The 13,997-nt window shown below is 71.3% G+C and carries 12 protein-coding genes and 1 tRNA gene; 9 read left to right on the top strand and 4 right to left on the bottom strand.

Annotation, left to right across the window (positions count from 1 at the left end; genetic code table 11):
* Positions 1 to 46 precede the first annotated feature (46 nt).
* From mtrA to secA, 6 genes are all read left to right on the top strand, one after another.
* Entirely contained in the window at positions 47 to 721 is a 675-nt protein-coding gene (mtrA, locus tag IEY20_RS14285; RefSeq protein WP_022904652.1) for an MtrAB system response regulator MtrA, read from the top strand.
* A 5-nt stretch (positions 722 to 726) separates the two neighbouring features.
* A complete protein-coding gene (gene mtrB, locus IEY20_RS14280; protein ID WP_242088301.1) occupies positions 727 to 2,415 on the top strand; it encodes an MtrAB system histidine kinase MtrB in 1,689 nt (562 codons plus the stop codon).
* Complete coding sequence (locus tag IEY20_RS14275) at positions 2,412 to 4,259, top strand: LpqB family beta-propeller domain-containing protein (protein WP_188889255.1); 1,848 nt, start codon at positions 2,412 to 2,414, stop codon at positions 4,257 to 4,259. The genes mtrB and IEY20_RS14275 overlap by 4 nt, the downstream gene beginning before the upstream one ends.
* A 102-nt stretch (positions 4,260 to 4,361) precedes the next feature.
* Positions 4,362 to 5,120 carry a ComF family protein gene (locus IEY20_RS14270; protein ID WP_022904231.1) on the top strand — a complete coding sequence of 253 codons (759 nt, stop codon included), beginning with the start codon at positions 4,362 to 4,364 and terminating at the stop codon, positions 5,118 to 5,120.
* A gap of 175 nt (positions 5,121 to 5,295) precedes the next feature.
* Complete coding sequence (gene hpf / locus IEY20_RS14265) at positions 5,296 to 5,997, top strand: ribosome hibernation-promoting factor, HPF/YfiA family (protein WP_022904230.1); 702 nt, start codon at positions 5,296 to 5,298, stop codon at positions 5,995 to 5,997.
* 154 nt (positions 5,998 to 6,151) lie between these two features.
* Entirely contained in the window at positions 6,152 to 8,929 is a 2,778-nt protein-coding gene (gene secA / locus IEY20_RS14260) for a preprotein translocase subunit SecA (RefSeq protein WP_188889253.1), read from the top strand.
* A 183-nt stretch (positions 8,930 to 9,112) separates the two neighbouring features.
* Here the strand turns inward: secA and IEY20_RS14255 are convergent, their stop codons facing one another.
* Positions 9,113 to 9,613 (bottom strand): Rv3235 family protein, encoded by a 501-nt coding sequence (locus tag IEY20_RS14255; protein WP_022904215.1) that lies wholly within the window; start codon positions 9,611 to 9,613, stop codon positions 9,113 to 9,115.
* Between the two features lie 117 nt (positions 9,614 to 9,730).
* Here IEY20_RS14255 and IEY20_RS14250 point away from each other — a divergent pair, with 117 nt between their 5' ends.
* Positions 9,731 to 11,236, top strand: coding sequence for a sensor histidine kinase (locus tag IEY20_RS14250; protein WP_175328692.1), 1,506 nt, complete (start codon positions 9,731 to 9,733; stop codon positions 11,234 to 11,236).
* Between the two features lie 256 nt (positions 11,237 to 11,492).
* Here IEY20_RS14250 and IEY20_RS14245 read toward each other — a convergent pair whose 3' ends face one another.
* Entirely contained in the window at positions 11,493 to 11,741 is a 249-nt protein-coding gene (locus tag IEY20_RS14245) for a WhiB family transcriptional regulator (RefSeq protein WP_022904217.1), read from the bottom strand.
* 259 nt (positions 11,742 to 12,000) lie between these two features.
* Between IEY20_RS14245 and IEY20_RS14240 the strand changes: the two genes are divergently transcribed.
* A complete protein-coding gene (locus IEY20_RS14240; protein ID WP_175328691.1) occupies positions 12,001 to 12,432 on the top strand; it encodes a hypothetical protein in 432 nt (143 codons plus the stop codon).
* A gap of 99 nt (positions 12,433 to 12,531) precedes the next feature.
* On the opposite strand, the gene bcp is transcribed toward IEY20_RS14240, so the two are convergent.
* The gene (gene bcp, locus IEY20_RS14235; protein ID WP_022904219.1) at positions 12,532 to 13,002 is read right to left on the bottom strand and encodes a thioredoxin-dependent thiol peroxidase; all 471 of its coding nucleotides are present in this window, start codon (positions 13,000 to 13,002) and stop codon (positions 12,532 to 12,534) included.
* Positions 13,003 to 13,102: 100 nt separating this feature from the next.
* On the opposite strand from bcp, the gene IEY20_RS14230 reads away from it, so the two are divergent.
* Positions 13,103 to 13,178 (top strand) — tRNA-Lys (locus IEY20_RS14230).
* A 129-nt stretch (positions 13,179 to 13,307) separates the two neighbouring features.
* Here the strand turns inward: IEY20_RS14230 and IEY20_RS14225 are convergent.
* A complete protein-coding gene (locus tag IEY20_RS14225; protein ID WP_229728071.1) occupies positions 13,308 to 13,958 on the bottom strand; it encodes an IMPACT family protein in 651 nt (216 codons plus the stop codon).
* Positions 13,959 to 13,997 lie beyond the last annotated feature (39 nt).

Here is a 13,997-nt window from a genome sequence, read left to right as displayed (position 1 = left end):
GCCGGACGGGCACCGCACGCTCCACAGGGACGGAAGCCCCCATCACATGACACCGCGCATCCTCGTCGTCGACGACGACCAGGCCCTCGCCGAGATGATCGGCATCGTCCTCCGCTCCGAGGGGTTCGAGCCCGAGTTCAGCGCCGACGGCAACGCGGCCGTCGAGGCGTTCCGCGGCACCGAGCCGGACCTCGTGCTGCTCGACGTCATGCTCCCCGGCATCGACGGCATCGAGGTGTGCAAGCGGATCCGCGCCGAGAGCGGCACGCCGATCATCATGCTCACCGCCCGGGGCGACACCGCCGACGTCGTCGCCGGTCTGGAGAACGGCGCCGACGACTACGTCGTGAAGCCCTTCAACCCGAAGGAGCTCGTCGCCCGCATCCGCACCCGGCTGCGACCGACCGCAACCGACTCGACCGTGCTCCACGTGGGGGACCTCACCGTCGACGTCCCCGGGCACGAGGTGCGCCGCGGCGACACCGTCATCGCCCTCACCCCGCTCGAGTTCGACCTGCTGCGCGCCCTCGCCGAGAAACCGAACCAGGTGTTCACGCGCGAGATGCTCCTCGAGCAGGTCTGGGGCTACCACTACAAGGCGGACACCCGCCTGGTGAACGTGCACGTGCAGCGCCTCCGCGCCAAGATCGAGCACGACCCGGACAACCCGAAGATCGTCACGACCGTCCGCGGCGTCGGGTACCGGGCCGGAGGAGCCTGAGCACCGTGCCGCGGCGCGCACCGTCCGGACCCCGCCCGGTCGCCACCGGCACGCTCGGCCGGACCGGTCGCCGACTCCGCCGGTGGGGCCGTCGCGCCTGGCGAGGAGTCGCGTACCTGTGGCGGCGGTCGCTCCTGGTCCGCTCCGTGGCCATCACCGTCATCACGACGGGGCTCGCCGTCGCCGTGATCGGCACCGCCGTCATGGTGAGCATCTCGAACAACGTCTACGCCCAGCGCCGCGACCAGATCGAGGCGGAGTCCGCGCGGGCCACGATCGTCGCGCAGAACATCTTCGACGCGGCGACCGCGGGCGAGGACAACAACCAGTCCGAGCTCGAGACCCTGCAGAACGAGGCGCAGCAGGCGATCCTGTCGAACACGACGAGCCCCGGCGGCACCGACGTCGCCATCGAGCGCAGCCCGAACCAGACGACGCCGCAGACCCTGCAGACGATCGTCACCCCGGACTTCCCCGACGCCGTCATCACGGACTCGCTCCGCAAGGAGGTCGGCAAGGACACCGGACGCCTCAGCCTGCAGCCGGTCGAACTCGACGACGGCGGGCGTCGGCAGCCCGGGCTCGCGGTCGGCTCGACGCTGCAGATCCCGAGCGCCGGACAGTACGAGCTCTACCTCGTGTACGACCTGTCCGACGCGCAGCAGACCCTCGACTTCGTGTCGCAGACGCTCTCGATCGGCGGCGTCGCCCTCATCGTCCTGATCGCCCTCGTCACGAGCCTCGTCGTCCGGCTCGTCGTCGTGCCGATCCGCGGTGCGGCCGAGACGAGCCGCAAGATCGCCGCCGGACGCCTCGACGAGCGCATCCCGGTGCACGGCAGTGACGACATCGCCACGCTCGCCCGGAGCTTCAACGGCATGGCGGACGCCGTGAGTCGTCAGATCACCCAGCTCGCCGAACTCTCGCGGGTGCAGCAGCGGTTCGTCTCGGACGTCTCGCACGAGCTCCGGACCCCGCTCACCACGATCCGCCTCGCCGGCGACGTGCTCTACGATTCCCGGCACGCCTTCGAGCCGGCCGTCGCGCGGTCGGCGGAGCTCCTGCACGCCCAGGTCGAGCGCTTCGAGCTGCTCCTCGCCGACCTCCTCGAGATCTCCCGCTACGACGCCCAGGCCGTCCAGCTCGAGACCGAGCCGGTCGTCCCCGCTGCGCTCGCCGCCGACATCGTCGAGGAGTTCCGCCCCCTGGCCGAGCGCGCCGGTGTCGACCTCCGGCTCCGCACCCCCGGCGGGCACACCACGATGCAGCTCGACGCCCGCCGTGTCCGCCGCATCATGCGGAACCTCGTCGGCAACGCGATCGAGCACGGCGAGGAGCGCCCCGTCGAGGTCGTCGTCGACAGCGACGCGCGCACCGTCGCGATCGCCGTCCGCGACCACGGCGTCGGCATGCCGCCCGAGGACGCCGCCCGCGTCTTCGACCGCTTCTGGCGGGCCGACCCGAGCCGCAAGCGCACCATCGGCGGGACCGGGCTCGGGCTCGCGATCAGCCTCGGGGACGCGAACCTCCACGGCGGTCGGATCGACGTGTGGTCCCGCGTGGGGGAGGGCTCGGCGTTCGTGCTCACCCTGCCGCGGACCGGCCAGGTGTCGACCGCGACCTCGGCGATCCCGCTGCCCGACCTCGACGACCCCTACGACGGCCCGCGTGCCGTCCGCGAGGAGGACGAATGACCCGCCAGCACGCCGCCGCACCGGGCGCCGGCCGCGCCGCCGCACCGCGCGCCGGCCGCGCCGGGCACGTCGCCGCACCGGGCGCCGGGCGCGCCGCCGCACCGCGCGCCGGCCGCGCCCCCGTACCGGGCGCCGGCCGCGCCGCCGCCCCGCGCGTCGCCCGCCGGCTCCGCCGCACCCTCGCCGTCGCGCTCGCCGCGCTGACCCTCGTCGCCGTGTCCGCCTGCGCCGCCATCCCGGTCTCCGGCGACGTCCGCTCGGGCCAGTCCATCAAGGACGAGTCGGTCTCCGGCGTCGAGCTCCGCCCCGACGGTCCCTCCGGCGGCGAGGACCAGACCGCCGTGCTCCGGGGCTTCATCGCGGCGGCCACCGGGGCCCAGAACAACTACGCGACCGCCCGGGAGTTCCTCTCCTCCTCGTTCGCGCAGAAGTGGAACCCCCGCCAGGGCGTCACGATCAGCGACGGCAGCGGTCAGGTCGAACGAGTCGGGGCGGACGAGCTGACGTACACGCTCACCGCGAGCGCCTCGGTCGACGCCGACGGCGAGTACACCCAGGCCGTGCGGCCGACCACCTCGACCCTGACCTTCCAGTTCGTGCACGAGGGCGACGACTGGCGGATCGCCTACGCACCCGACGGCATCATCCTGTCACCCGTGCGGTTCCAGTCGGTCTTCCAGCAGCACGCCCTGTACTTCTACGACCCCACCTACGACTTCTTCGTGCCGGACGTCCGCTGGTTCCTCGCCCGCTCCTCGGTCAGCACGAGGATCGTGAGCGCGCTGCTCGCCGGGCCGTCCGACTGGCTGAAGGGCGCCGTCGTGTCGGCGTTCCCCGAGGGCACGCAGCTCTCGCTGAACGCCGTGACCATCGAGAGCGGGACGGCGCAGGTCGACCTGTCGAGCGACGCGCTGCGCTCGAGCACCACGGACCGGGTGCGGATGCGCGAGCAGCTGGCGAAGTCCCTCGCCACCGTCGCCTCCGTGTCCTCGGTCACGATGACGGTCGAGGGTGCGACCCTGACGGTCCCGGAGAACGGCTCGTCCGACGCCCAGCAGAACCCCGACGTCGACCCCCGGCCGCTCGTCGAGGCCGGCGGCAAGGCCGGCTACGCGGCCGGCACGGGCAGCGTCGCCGGACTCGGTGGTGGCATGAGCCAGCAGATCTCCGCGCTCGACCCGACGGCGCTCGCGCTGAGCGGCTCGGGCACGGTCGCGGCGGTGCGGAGCGACGAGGGGGTCTTCGTCGTCCGCTCCGGCCAGCAGCGGCTGCGCATCGACACCCGGACCGACCTCGTGCCACCGTCCGTCGACGACCTCGGCGGCGGCTCCGTCTGGGTCGGGAGCGAGGACGACCCGTCCGAGGTCACGTCCTACTCCCTCAAGGGCGAGCCGCACGTGGTCCCGACGACCCTGCCGAAGGGGCGACTTGTGTCGTTCCAGGTGTCCCGGGACTCGACGCGGGCGCTGGCGCTCCTGCAGACCGCGGACGGGCCGGCCCTGTACGTCATGGCGATCATCCGCGACCGCGACCGCGTCCCGACCTCCCTCGGGTCCCCGGTCCGGGTGCAGGCTGCGTCCGAGGACGCCGTCGGTGCCACGTGGGTCAGTGACGCGGACGTGGCCTCGGTCGGGCAGACGGACACCGGTCCGGAGGTCGTCCGGACCACGATCGGCGGTCGGCCGACGACCCTGCCGAAGCCGGAGGGGCGTGCGACGACGATCGTCGGGGGGAGCGGCGGATCGCTGCTGCTGCGGATGTCGGATGCGCAGGTCCTGCAGTCCACGGGTGGCGGTTGGGAGAAGACGGGCGTCCGGGCCGGGGCGCTCGGCACCCAGCGCTGACCGTCCTCCTGTCGGTCCTGCACAGCAGGCCCGGCTTGGAGGCCCGTCCACCGTCGCGCGTTCGGCCGCCGTCCGGCAGGTGGCCGGGACCACGATCGTCGGGTGAGCCAGCCCAGCACCGCACGCCCGTCCGACACCGCGCCGCCGTCGGACGCGTCCCCGCCGGACGCCACCCCGCCCGCCGTTCCCCCGCCCGCCGTTCCCCTCCTGGCGGCGACCGCACCGCCGCACCGGTCCGTCGACGCCGTGCTCGCCGTCGTCGGTCTCTTCCTGCCGGTCGACTGCGCCGGGTGCGGCAGAGCCGACCGTGCCCTGTGCGATGCCTGCCGCCTCCTCGTCGCACAGCGTCCGCCGCGGGTCCGCCTCGTCGCGGGGGTCCGGACCGATGCGGCGTTCGAGTACGAGGGCCTCGTCCGGACGCTCCTGCTCGAGGTCAAGCTGCGGTCCCGCGTCGACCTCGCGCCGCCGCTCGCCCGGCGGTTCGGCGCGCTCGTGCGCCGGGCGCTCGCCGAGGCGCCGGCCGATCCGCTGCTGCTCCGCGTGCCGCCCTCGACCCGGGGTGCGCGGCGGCGTGGCTTCGACCCGGTGGTGCTGTTCCTCCGGCGGGGTCGGGCGCCGGTCGGTCGTGCGCTCGTGCGCTCGCGGGGAGCCCGGTCGTCGGGCCAGAAGGAGCTCGGCGCGACGGACCGCGTGGCCGCCACCGTCGGGACGCTGCGCGCGGACGGTGTCGCCGGGCGGACGGTCGTGCTCGTCGACGACGTCGTGACGACGGGCGTGACGCTGGCCGAGGCCGTGCGCGCCGTCCGGGCCGCGGGCGGCACGGTCGTCCGTTGCGTGACCGTGGCGAGCGTCGAGGACTGAGCGCCGGCAGGTCCGGGGAGGGGGAGCCACGGTGTCTCCTGGGTGTCCGGTGGGTGTCCATCGGGGAACGCGGAGATGTCGTGACACGTGCACCGGGTCGGGTCTAGCCTCACGACAAGGCGTCAGAGATCGCCGGACGGAGGCGACGCGCCGAAGCGTGGATGGGAGCCGCCACATGGACGTGACGATCACAGGCCGGAACGTCGGGGTCACCGACCGATTCCGGACCTACGTCGAACAGAAGTCCGAGAAGATCGACGCGCTCGCCGACCGGGCCCTCGCCTTCGAGGTGCGGGTCAGCCGTCACAACGAGAAGAGCGGCGGCAGCGGCGGCGAGGACCGCATCGAGCTGACGCTCATCGGCCCCGGGCCGCTCGTCCGGGCGGAGTCGGCCGCTTCGGACAAGTACGCGGCGTTCGACCTGGCGTTCGCCCGGCTGACCGAACGACTCCGACGCGCACGCGACCGCCGCAAGGTGCACCGCGGACGTCACCGCCCGACCTCCGTCGGTGAGGCCTCGGGCACGGCGTTCGAGCACCTCGGCGTCACCCCTGCGGACGGCAAGCTCCTGCAGACCGTCGCCACCGGAGCGATCCCGACGGTGGAGGCCGACACGCAGGACGAGCCCGAGGACGAGGCGTACTGCCCGGTCGTCATCCGCGAGAAGGTCTTCGAGGCCGCGCCGATGACGGTCGACGACGCGCTGTACCACATGGAGCTCGTCGGGCACGACTTCTACCTCTTCGTCGACTCCGCGACCGGACGGCCGAGCGTGGTCTACCGCCGCAAGGGGTGGGACTACGGCGTCATCGGCATCGAGGACCCCTCGTCCGCCGGTGCCCACGCCGTGAGCGAGCCGGCCGCGGCCCTCGCCTGACCCCGTCGGCACCGCCGACGCGACGCCTGTGCGCGGCCCGTTCGCGGGCCGCGCACAGCCGCGTCGCTCCCAGCGTCGGTCGTCGCGGGGTTGCTAGCATGACTGGCTGATCGCATCGCGCAGACGGCGCGAGACGACCTCGTAAGGAGCTCACGTGGCAAACGTGCTGGAGAAGGTCCTCCGCATCGGCGAAGGACGAACCCTCCGCCGCCTGAAGGCCTACGCCTCGGCGATCAACGACCTGGAAGACGACTTCGCGTCCCTCACCGACGAGGAACTCCAGGACGAGACCAAGGAGCTGCGCGAGCGGTACGCCAACGGCGAGACCCTCGACGACCTGCTGCCCGAGGCGTTCGCCGCGGTGCGCGAGGCCTCGAAGCGTACCCTCGGCATGCGGCACTTCGACGTGCAGCTCATGGGCGGCGCGGCCCTCCACCTCGGCAACATCGCCGAGATGAAGACCGGTGAGGGCAAGACCCTCGTCGCGACCACCGCGGCCTACCTCAACGCGATCCCGTCGCGCGGCGTCCACGTCATCACGGTGAACGACTTCCTCGCGTCGTACCAGTCCGAGCTCATGGGCCGCGTGTTCCGCGCGCTCGGCATGACCACCGGCTGCATCATCGCGAACCAGTCGCCGGCGGAGCGTCGCGAGCAGTACGCCGCCGACATCACGTACGGCACGAACAACGAGTTCGGCTTCGACTACCTGCGCGACAACATGGCGTGGCAGGCGTCCGACATGGTGCAGCGCGGTCACTACTTCGCCATCGTGGACGAGGTCGACTCGATCCTCATCGACGAGGCCCGCACGCCGCTCATCATCTCCGGGCCGTCCTCGGGCGAGGCCAACCGCTGGTTCACCGAGTTCGCCTCGATCGCCAAGCGCCTCACCCCGGGTGAGGACTACGAGGTCGACGAGAAGAAGCGCACCGTCGGCGTGCTCGAACCCGGCATCGAGAAGGTCGAGGACTACCTCGGCATCGACAACCTCTACGAGTCGGCGAACACCCCGCTGATCTCGTTCCTCAACAACTCGATCAAGGCCGTCTCGCTGTTCAAGCGCGACAAGGACTACGTCGTCATGAACGGCGAGGTGCTCATCGTCGACGAGCACACCGGCCGCATCCTCATGGGCCGTCGCTACAACGAGGGCATCCACCAGGCGATCGAGGCGAAGGAGGGCGTCGAGGTCAAGGCCGAGAACCAGACCCTCGCCACCGTCACGCTCCAGAACTACTTCCGCCTGTACCAGAAGCTCTCGGGCATGACGGGCACCGCGGAGACCGAAGCGGCCGAGTTCATGTCGACGTACAAGCTCGGCGTGGTCCCGATCCCGACGAACCGTCCGATGCAGCGCATCGACCAGACCGACCTCGTCTACAAGAACGAGAAGGCGAAGTTCGAGCAGGTCGCCGAGGACATCGCGGAGCGGCACGAGAAGGGCCAGCCCGTCCTCGTCGGCACCACCAGCGTCGAGAAGTCCGAGTACCTGTCGAAGCTCCTCGCGAAGAAGGGCGTCAAGCACGAGGTCCTCAACGCGAAGAACCACGCCCGCGAGGCCGCGATCGTCGCGCAGGCCGGTCGACTCGGCGCCGTGACGGTCGCCACGAACATGGCCGGCCGCGGCACCGACATCATGCTCGGCGGCAACTCCGAGTTCCTCGCCGTGCAGGAGATGCACGCGAAGGGTCTGTCCCCGACGGAGACGCCGGAGGAGTACGAGGCCGCGTGGGACGACGTGTTCGACCGCGTCAAGGCGGAGATCAAGGACGAGGCCGAGAAGGTGCGCGAGGCCGGCGGTCTCTACGTCCTCGGCACCGAGCGCCACGAGTCGCGCCGCATCGACAACCAGCTGCGCGGTCGTTCGGGCCGTCAGGGCGACCCGGGCGAGAGCCGGTTCTACCTGTCACTCACCGACGACCTCATGCGCCTGTTCAACTCGGGTGCTGCCGAGAGCCTCATGGGGCGCTCGAACGTCCCCGACGACCTCGCCATCGAGAACAAGCTCGTCGGTCGGGCCATCCGGTCGGCCCAGGCGCAGGTCGAGAGCCGGAACGCCGAGATCCGGAAGAACGTCCTGAAGTACGACGACGTCCTGAACCGCCAGCGCGAAGCGATCTACAGCGACCGCCGGCACATCCTCGAGGGCGACGACATCCACGACCGCGCGCAGACCTTCCTCAAGAGCGTCGTCGACGACGTGATCGACACCCACACCGGTGAGGGCTCGCCGGACGACTGGGACCTCGACGCGATGTGGACCGAACTCGGGACGCTCTTCCCGATCTCGATCTCCATCGACGAGGTCATCACCGAGGCCGGCTCGAAGGGCAAGGCGACCCGCGAGTTCCTCGGGCGTGAGATCCTCTCCGACGCGCAGTTGGCGTACCAGAAGCGCGAGGAGTTCCTCGGAGACGAGGCGATGCGCGAGCTCGAGCGTCGCGTGGTCCTCTCGGTCATCGACCGCCGCTGGCGCGACCACCTCTACGAGATGGACTACCTCAAGGACGGCATCGGCCTCCGCGCGATGGCCCAGCGTGACCCGCTGGTCGAGTACCAGCGCGAGGGCTACGCGCTCTTCCAGAGCATGATGGGCCAGATCCGCGAGGAGTCGGTCGGATACCTGTTCAACCTCGAGGTGCAGGTGCAGTCCGACGGCGAGAACGCGGTCATCGAGGCGAAGGGCCTCGGCGAGGAAGAGGCGAGCGGTCTGGAGTACTCGGCACCGTCGATCGACGGCGAGGTCGAGGTCCGCGACGAGCCGGGGCGCCTCGAGCAGGCGGCGACCGCCCGGGCCCAGCGTGCCCAGGCGGAGGCGGAGGAGCAGCAGGGCCCGGAGCAGGGCTCCGCGTTCGGCAACGCCGCCACGGCCTCCGGCCAGGCGTCCGCGAACAACCGTGCCGAGCGTCGGGCGGCCAAGCGCGGCTGACGCAGGAATCGACGGACGGGAGGCGCGGTGCCAGCTGGCACCGCGCCTCCCGTCCGTCCGTCCGGTCGTCCGCCGCTCCGCGCTGCCGGACCCGAGACTCGCGCTCCGCGACACTGTGCGCGTCCCGGACCCCGAGCGGTGTCGCTGGCCACGAGACTCGCGCCGACGCCCCGCCTGCGCGGCTCACAACACGCCGACCGCCGTCGCTCGCCAGCGGGCGTTCCGCACCTCGAGTCGGATCGCCACGGCGCGCGCGTGACTCCGCCCGTGCACGACCACCGTCGCCTCGACCACGTTGTCCGCGGGGGAGCACGCGACCACGCTGCCGGCACGGAGCGACGGTCGACGGTGGGGGCGTCGTGTCGCCGAGCGGTTCCGTGCCGCCACGGCCGCACGCTGTTGGAGGTGCCGGTGCACGTCCTCGGTGACCCACCGTGCGATGCTGTCGACTTCGCGTGCGCCGCTGAGGATCTCGACCACGCAGAGCGCCAGTGCCCGCGCGGTCTGTCGTGGATCCGGGAGCGCGGCGACCAGCGGCTGGACGTCCAGGGCCACCGGCGGCTGGCCCTCCGGCGGCTGGGCCGGCCGGTCGGCTTCCCGGGCGACGAGGTGGAGTGTCGGCTCGGCGACGGTCTCCGCCCGGTCCTGCCCCTCGTCGTCCCGCTGTACTGCTCCTCGCGCCACCCCGGCCCCTTTCGTTCCGGCCGAGCGTATTTCCCGTGCGACATGCAGAATGTTTGCAGCGGAAGGGCTGTGGACAACGCGGATCTGTCCACACAGGGCGGCACCTAGAATTGGCTCGTGTCGACCCTCAGTGACCTCGTCCTCGCGCAAGGCCGTTCCTCCGAAGCCGACGTGGAGTGGCTCCACCTGCTCGTCGGGGACTGGCAGCTGCTCGCCGACCTCTCGTTCGCCGACATGGTGCTCTGGGTCCCCACCGCCGAGCACGGGACCTTCGTCGCCGTCGCCCACGCCCGGCCGAGCTCGGCCGCGACGCTCTTCTACCGCGACATCGTCGGTCAGGAGATCCGCGAGGAGTGGCGCGAGCAGGTCACCGACTGCTTCGCCGGGAGCCGCGTCGTCGACTCCGCGGAGCCGGACTGGTACGAGGACACCCCGACCCGGGTCCGCGCGATCCCGGTCCTGCGTCGGCTCAGTGCGAACAGCGCCGAGACCACCGACCGGCCGATCGCGGTCGTGACCCGGCACTCGAACCAGGACGAGATGCGGACGCCGAGCCGCCAGGAGCTCAACTTCACCGCGAGCGCGAACGATCTCTTCGGCATGATCGCCACGGGCGACTTCCCGGACCTCGGTGCCCCCGCCGGCCCACGACGTGGGGCACCGCGCGCGAGCGACGGACTGCTGCGGCTCGACACGAACGGCGTCGTGACGTTCGCCAGTCCGAACGGCCTCAGCGCCTTCAACCGCATGGGCTTCGAGGGTGAGCTCGAACGGAAGTCCCTCGCCGAGGTGACGACCGAACTCATCGGCTCGAAGCTCGACGTCGACGAGTCACTGCCCCTCGTCGTCACCGGCCGTGCGCCCTGGCGTGCCGACGTCGAGGCGAAGGGCGTCACGGTCTCGCTGCGGTCGATCCCGCTCCGCGACCACGGGGAGCGCATCGGAGCGATCGTGCTCTGCCGGGACGTGTCCGAGCTGCGGCACCAGGAGCGCGAGCTCATCACGAAGGACGCGACGATCCGCGAGATCCACCACCGGGTCAAGAACAACCTGCAGACGGTGGCGTCCCTGCTCCGGATCCAGGCTCGCCGGACGCACTCGGACGAAGCCCGCACGTCCCTGCAGAACGCCATGCGCCGGGTCGCGGCGATCGCGGTCGTCCACGACACCCTGTCGACCGGGCTCAGCCAGAACGTCGACTTCGACCAGGTGTTCGACTCGGTCCTCAAGCTCGTGACCGAGGTCGCCGCGTCGCACAACACCACCGTCCGCCCGAAGAAGACCGGCGAGTTCGGGGTCCTGCCCTCGGAGGCGGCCACTCCGCTCGCGCTCGGCCTCACCGAGCTCGTGACGAACGCGGTGGAGCACGGGCTGGACGGTCGCGACGGCGAGGTCGAGATCGTCGCCGATCGCCACGACGACCACCTCGAGATCCAGGTGCGCGACAACGGCCGTGGTCTGCCCGAGGGCAAGGTCGGGTCGGGGCTCGGCACGCAGATCGTCCGGACGCTCATCCAGGGCGAGCTCGGCGGGACGATCGACTGGCACACGCTCACGGGCAGCGGTACCGAGGTCGGCATCTCGATCCCGTTCCGCTGGCTCACCCGGTCGCCCGCGGCCTGATCGCCCGCGCAGCCGCGCTGCGCTGCGCAACCGGAGTCGAACGGCACCACGGGAAACCGCGGTGCCGTTCGACTTTTGTTGTGCGCGCACGAAGGGCACCGGCGCGCACGAAGCGCACCGGCGCCCACCGGCGCCCACCGGCGCGCACGAAGCGCACCGGCGCCCACCGGCGCGCACCCGGGCGCCGGCACCTGCCCCGCCCGCACACGACGAAGCCCGCCACCCCACCGGGGTGACGGGCTTCAGGCGACCTGTGTCAGGAGGCGCGACGAGCGCGAGCGGCGCGGCGCTTCAGCGCACGACGCTCGTCCTCGCTGAGGCCACCCCAGACGCCCGAGTCCTGGTTGTTCTCGAGGGCGTACTGCAGGCACATCTCGGTGACGGTGCACCGGGCGCAGACGGACTTCGCCTTCTCGATCTGGTCCACTGCGGGGCCGGTGTTCCCGACCGGGAAGAAGAGCTCGGGGTCCGCGGTGAGGCAAGCTGCCTGGTCACGCCAGTCCATGTGTGGTGCTCCTTGATGTCGATGCTCGAACGGCAGCCGTGGGCCGCAGTTCGGGGATCGGAACGCTGGGCATGCTGAGCATGAGGGGACACCGTGTGGGGGAGGAATCCGCTGGAAGCGAGTCTGACGCCCGCTGAACGCTCGGGGGAGGAGCGTCGAACCGCGGGAGACGCGCACCACATCGTGCCGTCCAAACGACCTCGAATATCGTTCCATACTGGTAGGGCCAAATCAAGGGTTCCGACGCTGGAGGATCGCTGTGCACGACACCACACCCGCCGGGTCCGCGGACCCTGGACAGCCCTCGCCCGCGTTCCGCGTGCTGCAGGTCGTCCTCGGGCTCGAGTTCCTCGCGCTGGCCGCCGTGACCGTCTGGCTCCTCGTCGAGCTCGTCACCTCGCCGGCGTCGAGTCTCGCCTCCGGCATCGCGCTGACGATCCTCACCGCGATCGCGGCCCTGTGGCTCGGTTCGCTGTTCGTCGGCCTCCGGAACCGCCGCCCCTGGGTCCGCTCCGGGATCATCGTCTGGCAGGTCCTGCAGGGTGCGCTCGCGATCGGCGCGTTCCAGGGCGTCTTCCGCGTCGCCTGGTTCGGCTGGCTCCTGCTCATCCCCGCGCTGCTCGCCATCACGCTCGTGCTCTCGCGGCCGGTCACGGCCGCCCTCGTCCGCGAGGACGCGGACCGCGACTGACACGTCCGGCTCGGCGTTCGACACCCGCCGCAACCGCCTGGAGGCCCGGTGCCGGTCCCACGGACCGGCACCGGGCCTCCAGTGCGTCGCGTCCGGTGATCAGACCAGGCCGAGCTTCTTCCGCAGGCTGGCCACGTGCCCGGTGGCCTTCACGTTGTAGAGCGGCAGCTGTACGGAGCCGTCCTCGTCGACGACGATCGTCGACCGGATCGTGCCGGTGACGATCTTCCCGTAGTTGTTCTTCTCACCCCAGGCCCCGTACGCCTTGTGCACCGCGAGGTCCGGGTCGCTCAGCAGGGGGAAGGTCAGCGCCTGCTCGTGCTGGAACTTCTTGAGCGCGGGGAGCTCGTCCTTCGAGACGCCGAGGACCTCGTACCCGGCTGCCTGCAGGGACGACATGTTGTCGCGGAAGTCGCACGCCTCGGTCGTGCAGCCCGGGGTGGACGCGGCCGGGTAGAAGTACACGATGACCTTCTTCCCGCGGAGCCCGGACAGCGAGTGCTCCGTGCCGTCCTGGTCCGGGAGGGTGAAGTCGGGGGCGGTGTCGCCGGCGGCGAGACGGTCGGTCATGGTGCTCCTGTTCGATCGTGGTGCCCGGTGGTCGTGAGCACCCGAAAGCCATGCTATTGTTGTTTCCCGTTGCAGCACGGTCAAACGGAACGCAGCGAACGCACCTCTAGCTCAATTGGCAGAGCAACTGACTCTTAATCAGTGGGTTCTGGGTTCAAGTCCCAGGGGGTGCACCAGCAAGGCCCCGGTCCGAACGGACCGGGGCCTTCGTCGTTCCCGGGGCTGGCGGCGGCTGCGGGGCGACACGCCCGACGTGTTCACGAGCGTCGGATCCGGCAGGTCCGTCGCGGGCGCTCCCGTCCCGCTCAGCCCGTCGGTACGTCGACGACGCGTTCTGCCCCGACGAGCGGCTCCAGCGCCCCGCCCGACATGCTCGCGAGGTCGGCCCGGAGCGCCCCGATCAGCTCCTGCGGCACCCAGAGCTCGAACGTCGCCACGGACCCGTACCCGGTGTCACCGAGCACCGCGTCGTGGTGCCGTACCCAGTCGCGGAGCACGTTGTCGATCCGTCCGGCCTCGGCGTGCGGAACGTCGACCCCGATGCGGGTGAGCGCTCGACGCTGCACGAGGACGGCCCGGTCGAGGGTCTCGGAGACCGACGTCGAGTACGCGCGGACGAGTCCGCCGGCGCCGAGCTTCACCCCGCCGAAGTACCGCGTCACCACGGCGACGACGTCCGTGAGCCCGCGACGACGGAGCACCTCGAGCATGGGCACCCCGGCCGTGCCGCTCGGTTCTCCGTCGTCGGAGGACCGTGCTTGGTCGCCGAGGACCCCGGTGACCATCGCGGTGCAGTTGTGGCGGGCGTCCCAGAAGCGCTTCCGGACCCCGGCGATCACCCGGTCGGCGTCCGCGACGTCGGCGACGGGTGCCACGGTCGTGATGAACCGGGACTTCGTGATCACGATCTCGTGCTCCACCGGCGCCGCGATCGTCGACGGGTACACGGTGCTCACAGCGTCCGAGGCTACCGGTGCCGGGTCGTGCGTCCTCGC

Source organism: Curtobacterium luteum, from assembly GCF_014646995.1.
GTDB classification, from domain to species: Bacteria; Actinomycetota; Actinomycetes; order Actinomycetales; family Microbacteriaceae; genus Curtobacterium; species Curtobacterium luteum.
This window is presented reverse-complemented; position numbering and strand designations above follow the sequence as displayed.